Source organism: Enterobacter cloacae complex sp. HYC074_NIDB (assembly GCF_056673345.1).
Genome location: NZ_CP114214.1, coordinates 1,228,226 through 1,245,608, shown reverse-complemented (window position 1 = coordinate 1,245,608; position 17,383 = coordinate 1,228,226). Strand labels below are relative to the sequence as shown.

At 50.4% G+C, this 17,383-nt stretch carries 18 protein-coding genes and 1 pseudogene; 9 read left to right on the top strand and 10 right to left on the bottom strand.

What is annotated here, in order from left to right:
- Positions 1 to 97 precede the first annotated feature (97 nt).
- Positions 98 to 166: pseudogene (locus O1724_RS06155) on the bottom strand (hypothetical protein); the annotation flags it as partial.
- 2 nt (positions 167 to 168) lie between these two features.
- Positions 169 to 1,331, bottom strand: a protein-coding gene (locus tag O1724_RS06150; RefSeq protein WP_463726416.1) for an IS3 family transposase whose coding sequence is annotated in 2 segments (ribosomal slippage) — positions 169 to 1,070 and positions 1,070 to 1,331 — 1,164 coding nt in all. Because the reading frame shifts where the segments join, the coding sequence is not laid out codon by codon here.
- Between the two features lie 91 nt (positions 1,332 to 1,422).
- On the opposite strand from O1724_RS06150, the gene O1724_RS06145 reads away from it, so the two are divergent.
- From O1724_RS06145 to O1724_RS06110, 8 genes are all read left to right on the top strand, one after another.
- The gene (locus O1724_RS06145) at positions 1,423 to 1,920 is read left to right on the top strand and encodes a hypothetical protein (protein ID WP_251842328.1); all 498 of its coding nucleotides are present in this window, start codon (positions 1,423 to 1,425) and stop codon (positions 1,918 to 1,920) included.
- Entirely contained in the window at positions 1,917 to 2,108 is a 192-nt protein-coding gene (locus O1724_RS06140; protein WP_094166578.1) for a DUF1382 family protein, read from the top strand. Before O1724_RS06145 ends, O1724_RS06140 begins: the two co-directional genes overlap by 4 nt.
- A 339-nt stretch (positions 2,109 to 2,447) precedes the next feature.
- A complete protein-coding gene (locus tag O1724_RS06135; RefSeq protein ID WP_126297478.1) occupies positions 2,448 to 2,669 on the top strand; it encodes a TraR/DksA family transcriptional regulator in 222 nt (73 codons plus the stop codon).
- Complete coding sequence (locus tag O1724_RS06130; protein WP_479983947.1) at positions 2,666 to 3,403, top strand: hypothetical protein; 738 nt, start codon at positions 2,666 to 2,668, stop codon at positions 3,401 to 3,403. Before O1724_RS06135 ends, O1724_RS06130 begins: the two co-directional genes overlap by 4 nt.
- Positions 3,404 to 3,496: 93 nt before the next feature.
- Positions 3,497 to 3,751: a hypothetical protein gene (locus O1724_RS06125; RefSeq protein WP_126297480.1), complete on the top strand. Its 255-nt coding sequence runs from the start codon at positions 3,497 to 3,499 to the stop codon at positions 3,749 to 3,751.
- Between the two features lie 78 nt (positions 3,752 to 3,829).
- Positions 3,830 to 4,000: a stationary-phase-induced ribosome-associated protein gene (gene sra, locus O1724_RS06120; protein ID WP_176691030.1), complete on the top strand. Its 171-nt coding sequence runs from the start codon at positions 3,830 to 3,832 to the stop codon at positions 3,998 to 4,000.
- Positions 4,001 to 4,021: 21 nt separating this feature from the next.
- Positions 4,022 to 4,444, top strand: coding sequence for a helix-turn-helix domain-containing protein (locus tag O1724_RS06115; RefSeq protein ID WP_332963073.1), 423 nt, complete (start codon positions 4,022 to 4,024; stop codon positions 4,442 to 4,444).
- Positions 4,327 to 5,484 carry a tyrosine-type recombinase/integrase gene (locus tag O1724_RS06110; RefSeq protein WP_234833972.1) on the top strand — a complete coding sequence of 386 codons (1,158 nt, stop codon included), beginning with the start codon at positions 4,327 to 4,329 and terminating at the stop codon, positions 5,482 to 5,484. The genes O1724_RS06115 and O1724_RS06110 overlap by 118 nt, the downstream gene beginning before the upstream one ends.
- Before the next feature lie 356 nt (positions 5,485 to 5,840).
- On the opposite strand, the gene O1724_RS06105 is transcribed toward O1724_RS06110, so the two are convergent.
- Positions 5,841 to 7,109 carry a Y-family DNA polymerase gene (locus O1724_RS06105; protein ID WP_479983946.1) on the bottom strand — a complete coding sequence of 423 codons (1,269 nt, stop codon included), beginning with the start codon at positions 7,107 to 7,109 and terminating at the stop codon, positions 5,841 to 5,843.
- Positions 7,109 to 7,414: a hypothetical protein gene (locus O1724_RS06100; RefSeq protein WP_223307846.1), complete on the bottom strand. Its 306-nt coding sequence runs from the start codon at positions 7,412 to 7,414 to the stop codon at positions 7,109 to 7,111. The genes O1724_RS06105 and O1724_RS06100 overlap by 1 nt, the downstream gene beginning before the upstream one ends.
- 125 nt (positions 7,415 to 7,539) lie before the next feature.
- Between O1724_RS06100 and O1724_RS06095 the strand changes: the two genes are divergently transcribed.
- The gene (locus O1724_RS06095) at positions 7,540 to 9,402 is read left to right on the top strand and encodes an acyltransferase family protein (RefSeq protein ID WP_479983945.1); all 1,863 of its coding nucleotides are present in this window, start codon (positions 7,540 to 7,542) and stop codon (positions 9,400 to 9,402) included.
- Positions 9,403 to 9,438: 36 nt separating this feature from the next.
- Here the strand turns inward: O1724_RS06095 and O1724_RS06090 are convergent, their stop codons facing one another.
- From O1724_RS06090 to O1724_RS06065, 6 genes are read right to left on the bottom strand one after another with little or no spacing between them, the layout of a single operon-like run.
- A complete protein-coding gene (locus O1724_RS06090) occupies positions 9,439 to 11,199 on the bottom strand; it encodes a tail fiber/spike domain-containing protein (protein ID WP_479983944.1) in 1,761 nt (586 codons plus the stop codon).
- Positions 11,200 to 11,257: 58 nt separating this feature from the next.
- Positions 11,258 to 13,735, bottom strand: coding sequence for a host specificity factor TipJ family phage tail protein (locus O1724_RS06085; RefSeq protein ID WP_479983943.1), 2,478 nt, complete (start codon positions 13,733 to 13,735; stop codon positions 11,258 to 11,260).
- Entirely contained in the window at positions 13,722 to 14,138 is a 417-nt protein-coding gene (locus O1724_RS06080) for an NlpC/P60 family protein (protein WP_479983942.1), read from the bottom strand. Before O1724_RS06080 ends, O1724_RS06085 begins: the two co-directional genes overlap by 14 nt.
- Positions 14,101 to 14,571: a hypothetical protein gene (locus O1724_RS06075; protein WP_479983941.1), complete on the bottom strand. Its 471-nt coding sequence runs from the start codon at positions 14,569 to 14,571 to the stop codon at positions 14,101 to 14,103. The genes O1724_RS06080 and O1724_RS06075 overlap by 38 nt, the downstream gene beginning before the upstream one ends.
- On the bottom strand, positions 14,571 to 15,068 hold the full coding sequence (locus O1724_RS06070) for a hypothetical protein (RefSeq protein ID WP_421637969.1): 498 nt from the start codon (positions 15,066 to 15,068) through the stop codon (positions 14,571 to 14,573). The genes O1724_RS06075 and O1724_RS06070 overlap by 1 nt, the downstream gene beginning before the upstream one ends.
- On the bottom strand, positions 15,068 to 17,368 hold the full coding sequence (locus tag O1724_RS06065; protein WP_479983940.1) for a tape measure protein: 2,301 nt from the start codon (positions 17,366 to 17,368) through the stop codon (positions 15,068 to 15,070). The genes O1724_RS06070 and O1724_RS06065 overlap by 1 nt, the downstream gene beginning before the upstream one ends.
- Positions 17,369 to 17,383: the final 15 nt, after the last annotated feature.

Here is a 17,383-nt window from a genome sequence, read left to right as displayed (position 1 = left end):
AGCTACCAATCAACTTGTCTCCGCCTGGCGCTGCTAGCATAGATCGAAGAGTAGAATCTCCCACACTAAGCCAAGCCCCAACGCCAGTTCCGCCAGACGTAGACGGAGTTGAACCAGATGGGACAGTCTTTGGTAAATTGATCCTACCCGCGTAATATGGACACAACCCTAAGGGAGGTTCTGGTTTTCAAATTGTTCCGGACTGAGACCGCCACAGGCACTGTGACGACGCCACCGATTGTAATCGCACTCAATATAATTAAACACTGCTGTTCGCATGATTTCCCGGCTGGCAAAGTCCTCTCCGTGGATACATTCCACCTTCAGCGTGTGGAAGAAGCTTTCTGCACAGGCATTGTCATAACAACAGCCTCTGGCGCTCATACTGCCCTGCAGATTATGGCGTTTCAGTAAGCTCTGATAATCCGTTGAACAGTACTGACCGCCTCTGTCTGTATGCACGATGACATTTTCCGGACGTTTACGCCGCCACAACGCCATCTGTAACGCATCGCAGGCTAGCTGTGTCGTCATCCGCGAGGACATCGACCAGCCAATGACTGACCGCGACCACAGGTCGATAACCACGGCCAGATAAAGCCAGCCTTCACCGGTGCGAAGATACGTGATGTCACCCACCCACTTCTGATTCGGGCCGCTGGCGTAAAAGTCCTGCTTCAGCAGATTCTCTGAGACTGGCAGACCATGTTCGCGGTAACTGACCGGACTGAACTTTCGTGAAGCTTTCGCCCGCAGCCCCTGACGACGCAGGCTGGCTGCCACGGTTTTCACGTTGAACCGGTAACCCTGAGCACGAAGCTCATCCGTCAGGCGTGGCGCACCATAGCGTTGTTTTGCGTCACTGAATGCTTCCCGGACGACGTTATCACAGACAAGGCGGAACTGCTGACGCCGGTTTATCTGATAACGACGCTGATACCAGATGTACCAGCCGCTACGGGCAACCTGAAGTACACGGCACATGGCTTTGATACTGAACTCAGCCTGATGTTTTTCGATGAAGACATACTTCATTTCAGGCGCTTCGCGAAGTATGTCGCGGCCTTTTGGAGAATGGCCAGTTCCTCATCCCGTTCTGCCAGTTGACGCTTCAGACGGGCGATCTCTGCGGACATCTCCTGTTCGCGTTCAGAAGAAGAGAGCTGATTTTGCTGTTTGCTTCGCCAGTTGTAGAGCTGTGATTCATACAGGTTAAGTTCGCGGGCGGCTGCGGCCACCCCAATGCGTTCAGCCAGTTTCAGGGCTTCGTGACGAAATTCAGGCGTGTGCTGCTTGCGTGGCTTTTTGGTGGTTGATGCTGGTTTTGTCATGTGAGTCACCTCTGGTTGAGAGTTTACTCACTTAGTCGCGTGTCCACTATTGCTGGGTAAGATCACCTGGACATTCTCCCGTATCGCGGACATGTTCGAATTTTTCGGTCCGTGGCAAGACGGGATTAACACCGGTTACTGGTCAGAAAAGCTGGAGGCTGGCGCTGGCTATTCAGCATGTGATCTATTGGCGAAAGAGTACGATCATGATGCTTTTTGCCGGAGCCTGAAGGAATCAATGAGCGAGTATCTGGAAGATGCTCCAGAAGACCAGCAGGAAGACGAAGACTGGGATGATGAAGACGATACTCGAGACAGTGATAAAGCCAAGGTTCGTGAGGTAGTCCGTGAATTATGCCGTGGTGGATTTAGCAATGACTGGGAAGCATATCAGGCAGTTTATAACGCTGACTGGCCCGAAAGTTGGAGTGCGTGGGATGTCTGCGACGGGTTGACGTTCAAAACCTACACCAGCCACTTCCGCTGGATACTCTTTGCCATCACCTGGGCGATCTCCAAATACCACAACACGAAGATGGTCGATAAGTCGATGGCTACCTTCCTCGCAGTGAAAGGGTTACCAGCATGAACAGAGCCGCACCCGTTGATTTGAGGAAAAGCCTCGAAATTGCCAACCACCTGGCGCACATCGGGATTCGCTTTGTGCCGATCCCGGTGGCGACCGATGAAGAATTCCAGACGCTGGCCGCCGAGCTATCGCGACGGCTTGAGCAGATGGCAGTGGAAGCTGAGAAGAATGAAGGCGGTGCAGCATGAAGGCACTAATAACCCAGGAGCTTAAGGCTCCTTTTTTATTGCTGGCGTTCACCTTCAACCGTATTAACCGACAGTTCCGGGAGCATTGACCATGAGCGATAAGTGTACGTTGAATGGAAATCTAATTAATCGCTGCGACATGCTGGCTAAGTCCCTCGAATATGGAAACCCATCATATCGTTCGAAAGGCGCGTTTATCCCTGAACGAGTGAATTTCAGCACTGGCAAGCCGGCAATCGATATTGCACAACTACACTCCGGCGAGTATGTCGGACGTGGTATCGCTATGAACTTCTGCCCCTTCTGCGGGGAGAATCTTAAGACATGGGAGCAGTGATTATGGCCGACATCATCGATACCGCAGCTGAGATTGAAGAGCTTCAGCGTAACGCTGCCCTTTCCGCTCACCGCATCGACCGTAATGCCGTATCAGCTGGGCGTTGTGAAGAGTGCGACGAACCAATTCCCGAGCCGCGGCGCGCTGCCGTTCCCGGATGCCAGACATGCGCGGATTGCCAATCCGTCATTGAGCTGAAGAATAAGCAGAGGGGGCACCAGTGAAAGAGCGCGGAATGATTTTTAACGGCGAGATGGTGTGCGCCATTCTCGACGGCAGGAAGACGCAGACACGCAGGATCATGAAGGTACAGCCTGTCCTCAATGGTAGTTTTTATGAGGTATACGGTGCTGGATGGGTCCGGAGCATGAAATCTGTTCCTGCAATTCCAGGACACAGCCTTGCCAGTAATTGTCCATTCGGTCTGGTTGGCGATCGCATCTGGGTACGGGAAACGTGGGGAGTAGTGAGTCATGAACTGGATGAGGACGGTCGCATTCAGCCATGGAACCCTGACCGTCCTGCCACAGCCATTCACGAAATGCCGTTTGGTAGTGGTTACTACACTGGTCACGCTATCTACGCAGCAGATGGGGATTTTGCTTGGGGTGATGACGATGGCTATGAAGATGGCCGTTCGTGCTGGAAACCATCTATCCACATGCCTCACGCAGCCTGTCGCATTCTGCTGGAAGTTACCGGCGTGCGGGTGGAGCGCTTGAATGGCATCAGTGAAGCGGATGCAGAAGCGGAAGGAATCGACATGGATGCACTTGCTGACTCACAGGACTGTTACGACTGCATTGCAGACCACAATATGACCGGAAGACCAACGGCAACAGGCGCATTTAAGTACCTGTGGGAATCAATCTACGGCGAGGAAAGTTGGAAGGCCAACCCATGGGTTTGGGTAATTGAATTTAAGGTGGTGCCCAATGTTCAGGATAATCCAGCCTGACCAGTAAACTATGAGTTAATCAACTTGCGCATTTTGACCGACAAAGTGTAGGGTCATAAGTGAATAATATTTCCCGCATAACGAGGACTTTTTATGCCAGGTTGCTTAGTTTTTAGGAATGATGGCCCAGTAATCGATTTGAAAATGAAAGTGGAGTCACCTGTGTTTTACTATGCAAATATCAGCACAGGTAAGAAACAAGGATACCCTGTCCATGAATATGTTTGGGTCGATCCAGATACGAAAGAAAAATACATATACCAAATTGCATATGATCAGAAGCCATCAGAACAAGAGATTGAAAAGGCAATAACAGAGTTAAAGCCCATACCAATATCTAAATTTTAACAATCGATAAACCTCGCCACGGCGAGGTTTTTTAATGGATCAATATCGCACGCCAAACGTGCAGTGTGAGGAGAAATTATGAAGAGTAACGCGGCCGCACGTCGGCTACTTGGGATGCCCCACTGGCGAAGTAATACGCAACAGATGCATTTTGTCGCTAACGTACATCATGCAACAAAGACCGGAAAGATGGTTAGCGCATGGGTAGCTATGCGGACTAAATCAGATGCCTTTTTCTATTTCACTTAATGACGCAGCTGATAGCCAGTTATGAGCTGGCTATTGGGTGCGAAAGCACTGCCTCGTGATCCCTTTTGCCCGGCCACTCGCCGGGTTCTTTTTGCCTGGAGGAAATACATGGTTGAGGCAAAAACACTGACAGCCAGACAGGCGGCAGAACTACTAATCACCTCACCGAGAACTGTCTACCGTCTTATCGACTCGGGGCAGCTGGCCGGGAAGAAGATCGGGAACAAATACCGCACGACCGACGTCGCCTGTATTGCGTATTTACATGACCCGCGCGATCCTGTTTCCGCGAGCGCGGGTGAACATAAAGGAGAAATTTTATGTCAATCACCCTCAGAGGCGGCGTCTGGCACTGTCATTTCGTTACGCCGTCAGGAAAAAGAATTAGACAATCTCTTGGAACGGGGGACAAGAAACAAGCGCAGGAGCTGCACGACAAACTGAAGGCTGAAGCGTGGCGGGTTGATAAAATCGGGGAACTGCCGACGAGGACGTTTGAGGAATGTTGCATCAGGTGGATCCGCGAGAAGGAGCATAAGCGGTCACTTGATGACGATAAGACCAAAATCGAATATTTCCTGCGGCATTTCTCCGGCCGGGATATTTCAACCATCACGGCTGATCAGGTTCATGAAGCTGTTTCGAAGATGGTCAACCGCAAGCATATTCAGGTGTGGGAGTCGCGCCGGGACGCGGCTATACGCCGGGGGAAAGAGCCGCCTCCGTATGTTGAGAAACCGGTAAGCCAGGCGACAAAGAGCCAGCACCTTTCGTTCATGCGATCTCTGTTCAAGGCTGCGGCAAATGACTGGGGCTGGATTAAAACGGCCCCGGTTATAAAAACCAAAAAGCCGATCAGCAAACGCATCCGATGGCTGACCAGGGACGAGGCAGAAAGGTTAATTGCCTGCATGCCGGAGTCGATAAAGCCGGTGGTGATATTTGCACTGGCAACCGGCCTGCGCCGCTCCAACATTATTGATCTGGAGTGGCAGCAGGTCGATATGCAGAGAAAGGTTGCATGGGTAAATCCGGAGAACGCGAAGGCGGGCAAGGCTATCGGCGTGGCTCTGAATGATACCGCATGCAGGGTGTTAAGGGATCAGATCGGGAAAAGTTCCAGGTGGGTATTCGTTCACACGAAGCCATCAACGCGCCCGGATAAAACCGTCACTCCGGCTGTCCGCAAAATGCGAGTGGATGACAATGTCGCCTGGCGCATTGGATTGGAAAGAGCGGGTATAGAAGACTTCCGTTTTCATGACCTCCGGCATACCTGGGCGAGCTGGTTAATTCTGTCCGGCGTGCCGTTGTCCGTTCTGCAAGAAATGGGCGGCTGGGAGTCCATCGAAATGGTCCGTCGATACGCTCACCTGGCACCGAACCACTTAAGCGAACACGCACGGAAAATTGATGCCATTTTTGGCAACCATGACACAAATACGACACAAGGAGAAAATCAGGCTGGCTTGAAACTGGCGTAAGCGCCTGTTTTTAAATGGCACGCCCTGTAGGATTCGAACCTACGACCTACGGCTTAGAAGAACGTAGAGTACTATTTAACGCACTGTAATATCATTGGTTTTTCCGCGCTCGCAACGCGTTTGTGTCATTACGTGTCGTTACCTGCTTTCTCGTTTTCTTGTGATACATCCATGCATGACACATCTATGACACAGAGAATGCATAGCCATGCCACCAGACATCGCTATGTAATTTCCCGATCCACCAACTTTGCGTAGCTCCTTCCAGTTTCGCAACTTGCCGCTTTACGCCCAATGCCTTCATCAGCATAATCACCACCGATCCGATTGTAAGATTTATCAGGTGCGCACCTCTTTTATCGGACAACAAGCAAATCTGAAAATCTCGTAGTATATCGAGGCGACAGCATTTCACGCTTCATCTGCCACTGCTGCTGTATACCCTGCCCGGCAAAATAGAGCGTGCCCTTTCCGTCCTTTGCATTCAGGTGATCCAGTACTTCCATTAACTTCTCGCTACCAGGTCGAGGCGCACTGTCGTCGAACAGATTGAGCTGGGCCACCCCCTGACTGAAGAAGTCACCCAGCATGACGCCCGCTTTCTGGTATCGGTGACCGTCCTTCCATATTTTGTCCAGACACTTTACCGCGGCGTTGATGATGTCTCTGCTGTCCTGAGTTGGCGTGAGCAGCCTTACCGATGCGCTGTTTCCGTAATACGGCTCATTGAGCGCAAACGGAGAGGTCTTGACGAAAGCGGAGATAAAACGGCAGTACTGATGCTCACCACGTAGCTTTTCAGCTCCACGGGCTGCATAACTGCAAATCGCCTGCCGCATGTGTTCATAGTCAGTAATACGTTCGCCAAACGATCGGCTGCATACAATTTCCTGCTTTACCGGCGCGAACTCCTCCAGATCGAGGCAAGGCTCCCCGCGCAGCTCCCGGACGGTGCGCTCCAGCACGACATTGAAGTGTTTACGGATAATCCACGTGCTCTGCTCTGAGAGGTCCAGTGCGGTTTTGATGCCCATAGCGTTCAGCTTCTTGCTGATGCGCCGGCCAACGCCCCAGACATCCTCCACAGGAACAAGCGCCATTAACCTGCGCTGCCGGTCGACGTTTGAGAGGTCAACGACCCCACCAGTCTGCCGTTGCCATTTTTTCGCAGCATGGTTAGCCAGCTTAGCCAGCGTCTTGGTCTGGGCTATGCCGACGCCGACTGTGAGATGTGTCCGCTGTAAAATAGTCGCGCGGATCTCTTTCCCGAACTCAGTCATGTCACGGCAATTCCTTACGCCGGTAAGGTCGCAAAAGGCTTCGTCTATGCTGTAAATTTCCACGCGCGGGCTCATTTCTTCCAGCGTGGTCATTACCCGACTGGACATATCTGCATAGAGCTCGTAGTTGCTGCTGAAGCAAACTACACCAGCGCGCCGGAACAACTCCTTCTGCTTGAAGAACGGCTCCCCCATCGCTATCCCGACTGCCTTTGCTTCTGCGCTACGCGCTATTACGCAGCCGTCATTATTCGAAAGAACAACCACCGGCCGACCACGCAGGTCTGGTCTGAATACCGTCTCGCAGCTGGCATAAAATGAGTTCACATCGACCAGGGCAAACATCACATCACCGGATTGTCGTCTGTGAACGCCGCAGCGCCATTGATAAAAAAGGTCACAACTCCCATGACATCGACTTCATCTAAAGCATCACCTTCTATGCATTCACCGTCTTCGGTGATGAGCGAACCGCCCATAACGACCGCGAATTGTAGTTGGCCGAACGCATGCACCAGCACGCGCGTTCCGTTGGTGGGCACAAGTTCAGGCTGAAAAAGCGCGTAACCACCTGAAGTTTCAACCAGGCACGAATAGCGGTTTACACCACACAGCTGTTCAAGCCTGTATCGCTGAGTGTTTGCCTGCATAGCAACCTCAAAAACCATACTGTATATAATTACAGTATTATCGATCTACAGTGTCGATCAAGGTTTTTTTTGATGTTATAATCAGAAAATGCTGATTTTTACTTACTAAACAACAAGACATAACAATGATTAATTTTAGAAAAGATATTAACGGATTGAGAGCGCTAGCAGTAATATCAGTTGTACTTTATCATTTCGACACCCCTTTTTTCTCAGGAGGATTCTCTGGAGTAGATATATTCTTTGTAATTTCAGGTTTTTTGATGACTGGAATTATACATTCAAGGCTTGATAGTGAAAGCTTTTCATTTATTAAGTTTTACTTGGACCGAGCCAAAAGAATCATCCCTGCGCTATCTGTCACCTGCTTACTAGTTTTCATAACATGTTGGTTTTTCCTTACCCCGGCGGATTTCGAGACGCTTGGTAGACATATTTACTCAAGCTTATTATTTATATCTAATATTATATATTTCCAAGAAATTAATTACTTTGACGCCTCGGCAAGCCAAAAATGGCTTCTTCATACATGGTCATTATCTGTAGAGTGGCAATTCTACATGTTATTACCAGTGTTGATGTTTATTGTTCACAAAATTAACAAGAAGGCTATAAATAATGTCCTTCAATTTCTTTTCATAATAAGCCTAACCCTATCAATTTATTTTGTTGAATCAAACAAATCATCTGAAGCGTTCTATCTTTTGCCAGCTAGATCTTGGGAGATGGTTCTTGGCGGGTTGGTATATTTAAACAAATTAAACATAAACAAAACTTATCGCATTATATTGCATTACTTATCACTTTTCATCATGGCATCAGCTATTGTCTTACTAGACAAAAACGATCAATGGCCCGGATTGCTTGCTTTGATACCTGTTTCCGCCGCTGCCGTTTTTATCGCTTCATGCCATGACTCATGGGTATCAAGCAATCCAATTTCACAATTCATTGGTAAAATATCGTACTCTGTATATCTATTCCATTGGCCTGTGGTAGTGGCATTGAATTATTTTGGCTTGACCGAGCCTTTATTTTTGTTCGCTGGGGTGATTTTATCTTTCATTCTAGGAGCCATATCTTATTACCTTATTGAAAATAACACAAAGAAAGTATTCAATAAGTTAGGACAACATACCTATAAAGAAATTGCAGCCATTGTAACAATTACTTTAATACCTTTTTGCGTATCTGCTTATTCCAGTGAAAACGGAGGTTTTGCATCGAGATTCCCTTATGCACTCCTTACATCTGAAGATATTGCTAAAGAAAGAGCTAGGTATTGGGTTGACGGTGATAAGGAAAAGCCAGTCCCAGTTAACGGAAACAAGAAAATTGTCATAGTAGGAAACTCACATGGAGTTGATCTAACCTATGCGCTTACCGAGAATGGACTTAAAGGGGATATCACTTATCTCAGAACAACCTCCTATTGTTCCAATTTTGGGTTTACCCCAAACTACCCGCAATATGAAGACAAATGCCCTCCGGTTTTCCATAAGGCTATCAACAATAAATCTCTAATGGATGCTGACACAGTATTTATGCACGATGATTGGGCGAAAGAAGACCTGCTTAATTTGAGGAAGTCATTAAATGCATACCTATCAAAAACAAAAGCTCACATTTATGTCATTGGACCAAAAATGACCTATACTAAAAGCGCTGTTGATATAGTTGCCAACTCCATGACTGAGAAGAAAACAACTGTTGAAATGGTTAATGAATATTCAAAAAAATATTATTACAGACCAAAAATTAAAACTAATAACGATTTGAAGGCATTTTTCTCTGAACATAAAGAATATGCAGGAAGAGTTACTTACATCTCAGCGATGGATATCCAATGCGGGAGCAACTACGATTGCAAACTTTTAGATGAACATGATAAATCATTTTATTACTTTGACGCGGGACACTTTACTCTTAATGGATCGAAAAACTTTGGCGGAATGCTAAAAAAATCACACCCTGAAATATTTCAGTAAATCTGATGGGCCAGTCCATCTGGCCCATTCAAGAGTTCAAGAAGAAGCGGTCCAACTTGTCATCGTCAGTGTCCATTTTCCTATCGCTGCCCAATATGTAGCTATAACCGAAGCGGTTTTTGTCTGAGTGGTATTTGCTCCGGTAACATCTATATTGACACCAGCAAAAAGTAACGATGTGATACTGGAACCTCTTAGAATTAATGTTATTTGTTGACCATCATATGGGCTCCCATAAGTTGTTATGTTCATTCCTGATGTTACATTTATAAAATAACATCTAAACCCTTCCCTAATCTTTATAGGAAGAGTTGTTGATGAATACTGCTTTACTGATCCGGCGCCAATGTCAAGGCGTAAACCATCAGTCACACCAATGCCGGTATCAAGGAATGCCCCCCACATCTTGCTACCATCTGCATGACAGTTTGATCCAGTAGGGAAGTTATACTGTCCGATACTGCGATCTGCTGGGTTGAAAGGCCCGATTGTTGCGTGATTAGCCCCTGAACTTCTAAAGCATGACTCCCCGACATTTAGACTGTGGTGGGTAGCCTGGCTTGTAAAGTAATAACTGCCAGTCCTTAACGATACATCTGATATTGCATTCCTTTCAAAATACATTCCGGTGAGAAAGGTGCTTACACCAGATTCAAGTAACCCATATCGGCTTGTATTTTGAGAATAACCACCAGTTATATTAACACAAGCAGTCGGCCAGAGATCGCTCCCATCAGGGAAATTGAAATCCCCATTCATACCATTAAAAACTACTATTCCATAATCGGGTAATGGTCCAGTATGGTCTGAGCTGTACCCTACATGGTCTTTAATGGTTATTGCATTAGCTCCGTTTCTTATTATTATGCGTGAACTACCAACCCCGCCATTTAGTACTTCTGAGTCATAGAACCTCACCCCAAAGCACCAGTGATCGATCAGGGCCCCTGTGTTCCCATCACCAAGCCCCATATCTATCCATGACCCGATAATTTCTGTATTATTTCGTGCATTATACAGGCTCATACCGGTGCAGTTCTTAAAACCAACCAAGCTAATACGAGGATCAAATACTTTACAGTTTCTGATAAACGAACTTCCAACATCCTGCGAAGATGCCCGGAGAACCGTAACGCCATCAGCACCGGCACTTAAAAGCGCATTTGGATGAAAATGCACTCTACTGTTTTGACCAAGCTTAAAAGTTTCAGTTGCAGATGAAACTGTATAAGTTCCTGCGTTGAAATAGATAGTTCCGCCAGATGCTAATATTACATTAATCTCTGCATTGGACATTGTTGGGTAAATGTTTACCGCCTGAATAATTATTTTCTTAGCTGCGTAATCATCCCAAACGCTACCGCCACCCCATGAACTACCTATCAGCTTGTCTCCTCCTGGCGCTGCTAGCATAGCACGAAGAGTAGAATCCCCTACGCTAAGCCATGCCCCTACGCCAGTTCCGCCAGATGTTGAAGGAGTGGATCCGGCAGGTACAAGTTTTGGAAAAGCCCCATCCCAACGGTAATATTCTCCATCTGTTTCATCTTTCAGTATTTGATTAGGAGTCGTTAACGTAGCGCCATCCTGGAAGGTGCCTACAGGTATCCATCCATACTGCGCAATTGCCTGCTGCGCCAGCCAGCGCAGACCTTCAATCGTGTAATGCTCATTCCCGAACCGGTCAACATAAGTGTTTACCAGCGAAGTAACGAACTCATCAATTTTCCCCGAGTTAAATTTCAGGTCTCGATAAGATTCGCTTGGGACAGGCAGGTTTGTTGGTGTCGTAGCCATATTAATTCCATAAAAAAACCCGGCGCGGTGGCCGGGTCTGGTTGGTCGGGGACGGTTCTTATTGGTAGATGGCGTCGCTGTATTCCGCGACGGTCAGAGATACCGTGTTATCTGTGTTCGGTTTGATGCTGTTGACCGTCCATAGCTGACTGTTCAACTCCTCCACTGTCGCAATGAGATAGCGCGACGGTAGCTGCACAGTGTCACCGTTCCATATATTGAGCTGAATGTTGGGGATAGCCGCGTTGAATCCGTACTTCGTGTCGCTGCGGGCCGTCGCCGGATAGCGCAGCGTCGGGTTACCCAGACTGTCGGTCACCAGCACATACATCGAGCCGGTAAACGTGATCGGATCGCTGGTATCGAAGTTATTCCCGGATCGGCCGGTGATGTAACCCTGCTGCTGGTTGCTGTCGTAGATGTCAGGCATCTGAATGACGCTGCCAACCTGGATAATGCCGTCTTCGAACACCTTGGCGTTCATCTTCACGCGTGAGTAAATCAGGCGCTTGGTTTCTCGCAGAGCTCGTTCTCGGGCCTGGTACTCGTTACGGAAGCCGACTATCTCCAGCTTGTTCGGGTTTTCCGCTTCCTGCTCGACTATGGCGCCGTTCAGCACGCGGTAGTTGATGTACGTCTTATTGTTCGTGGTCGGGTGGACGTAGGACACCTGTGCGCCGTCGTAGCCGCCAGGAAGCGTGGCCTCGTATGTCATTTTGTACTCGTCAGTTTTCATGTTCGCCCGGTTGAATACGGCCGCCGGGTAATCAACCTTCTGGTCTCGAGTAAACGTCAGCACGCCGTCATCCCAGTACGCCACCACCGACGCCGCATTGCAGATCGCCTGCACGCGGTCGCCGAGTGAGTCGTTCTCGTCGTCAAACGTGTAGTCGAAGTAGCCCAGTCGCTCATCAGGCAGGCTTTCGGCGATCGAGTACAGCCCGTACAGGTCAATGCTGCTTACCGGCTGCTCACCCATGATGAGCCAGGTGTGAGCCACTGCATCAGCGAACGAGCGCGACGGCCTCAGGGTGTAATCCACCGTCTGCGTGTCCAGGTCGTACGTAATGGTGTGGCGCGTCACCAGTGCATTATATTTGCGATCGCGGCTGCCAAGAGCGTTCTCTGTCGCGCGGACTTTTACTCGCACAAGCGTGTCGGTCGGGTGAACGACGTTTGTCCTGATGTTGATGCTGTGGATCTCTTCGACCTTGAGCAGTGACGCGTCACCGGAGTTATCCGTGCGCTGGAAGCTGACCGCGTATTTCCCGAACCCGCCGGTCGGAGTGATCTTGTCAGTGCGATAAAACACCTCGCTCGTCGACTGGTGCGGCGTCGTCTGCCGGTAAGTAAACGTCTGCTGCGTTCCCGGCACCTGGTTGTAGTCGTCGTCGATTTTCCAGATGACCACCTTCCAGTTCGTTTCTTTCTTACCGCCCAGGCTGGACTGCGTATGAAGCCACAACTGGGTTGACTCAACTGGAGAGAAGAACGGCCCAACCACCAGCGCCTCGTTATCGTTGAGGATGAATTTCGTGGTGTTGATCGTGGCATTCGCCGGGATGTCCTGCGGCCCCTCCAGCTGGTTCATCGTAAACGTGTACCAGCGCACCGGGTCAACAACCGCGCCGTCGTTTGTTTCAACGGCGGAGATCAGCGTGCCGGAGAATGTTGCATCGGTAGTAACGTTGCCGGAGGCGGTGCTGTACGTCACGTTGATGGTGAAGGTAACCGCGTGCGGCAGAACCAGCCCCATGAAATAGTCGAACTCAGCCTGCTTAACGATTTTCATCGCTATCTGGCCGCCGGAATACGTTCCGCTGACAACCGTGTTTGCCGTTGCTGTTTCGATCGGGAAGTCGCTGGCTTCGTTCTGACCGGGAACTTCCTGACCGTCAACGTCATCGAATCCGTATCCCTCGACGATCTGCGGGATAACTTCGCCAGGCTGGAAGAACTGGAATTCGGCACCGGCCAGTGAACCGAGGCTTGATTCTGAGTAGCGCACGGACTCGTAATCATATTTGCCGATCCCGATGCACATCCACTCTGTAACGTACTTCAGGCCGCCGTCGGTGGACGTCTGGTGCACGTATTCAAATACTGATTCCTGAATCAGATCCGGGAACGAACGAATCTGCCCGTAAATGTCCGGTTTGGCCTTATATACGCGCGCCGTGTTTGTCTGACCGGTCAGGCTATTGTTGGGCGAGTCGACGGTATTACCGCCGTTGTTAGCGATTGCCGGCTTCGGCGCCAGGAACGAAAACACTTGGCCAACGACTTTAAAAATCGGGCTCAGGATGTCGCCGACAATGCCCTTTGGCTGGTCGAATATCTGGATGTGGTCCAGCTCGCTCAGCTCAAACGCCAGCTCATCATCGTCACCCAGCTTTACGCCATTGCGGACAATCAGCAGGTCACGGTGGAAAGTAGCGTCATTGGCCGCCAGCCAGTCATAAAAAAGGGTGCCGTTTGGCACCCTACAACGCAGCTTAGGCGTTCCTGGAAAATTCGATATCTCAACCAGCGCCATACGAAAAGTACTCCACTTTGGTGAATGCCCGCTGAATGACCAGCAACGAGTCCATGCGCACGCTTCCGTTCTCTCCACGCGAGTGCAGCGCCTGCCGGTTCAGTACCAGGCCAACGTGTGCCGGTTGCGTGCCGCGGTACCCGACGAATATCCCGCCCTCGACCGGTTTATCGACCTTGCGCCAGAAAACGACGTCTCCCTGATAGCAGGTGAAGAAATCTTCCCCGGCTTCGTAACCCGGTGTCTGGTGCAGCTCAATGCCGAGAACGTGTCGGTAATACAGCACCACCAGCCCCCAGCAATCCACCTTTTCGAACGAACAGGCCCGGTTAGCCCACGGCACGCCGATCATCCTGCTGATAAAATCAGAGGTACTGAAGGCCAGTGTATTCCGTTGGGTCATAGAGCCTTCCGATGTTGTTGTTTAGCGGGTTGGTGACAGACAGAGTGACCGATGCGGCGTCGGCATCGATATCCACCGTCTTTACGTAAAGCTGCCAGGACTTAATCGGCACAGACACGTCGCCGCTGTCGAAGATCTGCCTTGTGGCCGTGATGGCCTTCAGCCGGGCCGCGCCCTTCCACTGCTTCATCAGCGCTTTGATGTCAGACGAAAGCCGCCCTAACTTCACCGTCGCGTCGATGACCGGCGTTCCGCTCTGCTGACTCTCTTCGATTTCAAAACGCGCTGGCGTGTACGTCTGGCCGCCAAGCGTCTTCGGGAAGAACTGCTTGTCGACAAGGAGGACGTAGCCAAAGGATGGATGGTAGAACGTGATGGTGTCGTACAGCCCACGAGTCGGGCGCTGCTGCTTATAAGCTCTGAATGTAGGCATTACGGCACTCTCGGAAGCGATTCCGGATCGCGTCCGTCCGGATAGCCAGTCACCACGATATCAAGCACTGAAGGCCATGGCGGCGGCAACTCAACAATTGCGTCGTCGAATTCGTCGTCAGCGTTGTACAGATGGTTGGCAATAACGGTTCCTGTCCATGTCACCACTCCGCCATCGATACTGGTTTGCACCGGCATCTGGGTGAAATGAAGCTCCTGGAGTTGCAGGCCACTACCACCCAGATTGATATTCATCCGGAACCAGTTCAGGCCCCGGTTGAGATAGTTTGGGCTGCGCAGCCACTGCTGGAATGCTCGCTCCTCAGCCAGAGTGAAGATCCACGTCAGCGACCAGGTCACTTTCAGGTCGTCGGTTTGATTCTCGAAGATAGCCGGTCCGACCGCTGGCTGATCGGTCTGGAACCCGGTATCGAGCGTCATGTTTTTGCTGGCCTTCTGCGCCAGCGGCAGCCAGTCGGGATATTCGATAATTGGCATCAGCCCTGCCCCCTTGGCGTGCGTTTAACGTTCATGTTGCTGGTTATGGCGTTACTGATTGGCCCGCCGTTGTTCAGGTCAGCGACGATTAAATCCACAGTCACGCCGCCATTGCCGTCAGAACTGGCCTGAGCATCTATTGATGAACCGTTATAGTTCTGAACATTTAAGACAACGTTGATGCCTCCCCCACCCTGCATATCCTTGTTGCTGATCACCTTGCCGTTGTCGCCCGGTATCATGTACTGCTTGCCGGTACTGGCCTGGTAAATCTCCGGCTTCCCTCTCTCACCGACCTGATAAAGACCTCCTGCATTCACCGGGCCGCCATTGTAACGCATACCGGTTAAAGCAAGGCCCTGTGCCAGGCCTACCGTTGAAGCAATTCCTGTCATGGCAGGAACTGAGTTGGCCCCAAATGAAGCGAGGCTAGCCATGGCGGCGGCAGGAGCCCAAGCTGTAGCCAAGATTGCAGCCTGAGATGCTCCAGCAGCAGTAGCCGCTGCGCCCAATGTCTGACCGATGATGAAGTTTTTGAGAGCCTCAACCCCAACCTGGACAAGCGCATTGACCACGCTATTCAGCATCGTGTTACCGAGTGAGCGCATAGCATCCTGAGCTGACATCGTTCCTGTGATCAGTCCAGTTATGACGTTTGATGCGTTTCCGCCAAAGGCATCCACGGCACTCGTTAGCATGCCGAAGCCGATATTCATTTGGCTTAATTCTTGCCACTGAGCATCGAGTCTTTTTTGGCGATATTGCTCCTCAATGCTAGCCCTTACAGCCTCTACCTCAGCTATTTTCTGAGGATAGAGCGCAGCGTACTGGTTGAGTTGCTCAATCTGCTGCTGAAACTGGCTTTCAACGCTAGCCACAGGAGAAGCTTGGCTTTGTAGGCTGCTGAAGTTGGACTGCGCAGCTTGCTTATCTCTTTCTGCCTGGGCTTGCTTTTTCAATGCTTCAGCAGTATCCAAAGCCTGTGCTTTGTACTCTCTTGCCTTCTGTCGCTGTTCATCCGTTGCATCGGCACCAAGAGACATCTCTGCCCTTAGTAGTTGCTGCTCACGGGTTAATTCGCTGGTTGAACCTGCTGCAAGAATAGATTCTTGTCTCAGGGCTTCCAATTTTTCGTTTATCGAGTCCTGCGCTTTAGCGTATTGCTCAGCTTCTTTCTGTGCCGCAGACTTTCCGCCTTTCGCTTTGCCGCCAGTAGCTGAGTCGGTCGTTTTAATCTCGATCGGCTTTGTGTTAGCCGCGGTCTGCGATTCTTTGGAAACAGCGGCCAGGTCGCCAACCAGCATGGCGGCTTTATTACTCAGCCCGGCCAGCGCTTTGTTTTGCGCCTCCCAACCATCAAGCCCAAGCCATGACCAGGTGCGCGCGCGGCGGGTAAACATTTCAGCGGTGCTGTTCAGATCCGATATCTGAGCATCTGCCGACGCCGCTTTACCCACCAGCCGGTCGAGTGCAGCAGTCATTGAATCGATAACCGCAACCAGCCCTGTGCTTGCTCCAGTCGCCTGGTTAACAGAGTCAATCATCGACAGGAATGAGTTGGTCAGCGCGGTATTAGCCTGTGAAAGCGTGCGCGGGAGTTTCTCGAACTCTGCATTCACTGAGCCGGTTTGCTTCTGAATGGCGTTGAGAGCATCTTCTGCCGTCAGTTTCCCGTCCAGCATGAGCTGACGAAGCTCTCCGATGCTTACACCCATCCCGGCGGCAATCTGGCGCGCCAGTTCCGGCATTTGCTCAAGGATGGAGTTGAACTCCTCCGCCCGGACAGTACCTGATGAAATTGACTGGCCGAACTGACGAAGAGCATTCGCCATTTCTTCTGTCGAGGATCCGCCAATGCGACCTATTTTCTGAAGTGTTTCGGTAAGCTGGATTATCTGGCCGTTGGTCGCTCCGGTATCGCGCAACGCCGTGCTGAGAGTCTCCCACAGCTTTGCTGTATCCTGTAGCGAACCACCCGTTGCCGAACTGATGCGCATCAGATTCTGCATAGTCTGCGAGGCTGTCGCTGCGCTACCAGTGAGCCTCTCTATACGCGCGTTGAGCTGGCTCATGTTGTCAGCAGCTACGAGAAACGCCTTACCCCAGTCAACAACGAGTGAGGCGGCAATTGCCCCGGCGACGCGGTTGATGTTCGTCTGCAACTCATCCATCTTTTTGGCTGCATTGGTCGCCGAGTTGCCGATGGAGTCGAGCGACTTATTAGCCTTTCCCTGGGCCTTGAGCAAGCCAGATACATCGGCCTCGATGTCGTAATAAATCTCGCCTGCTTTCTCAGACATCAGTTTTCTCCGGGC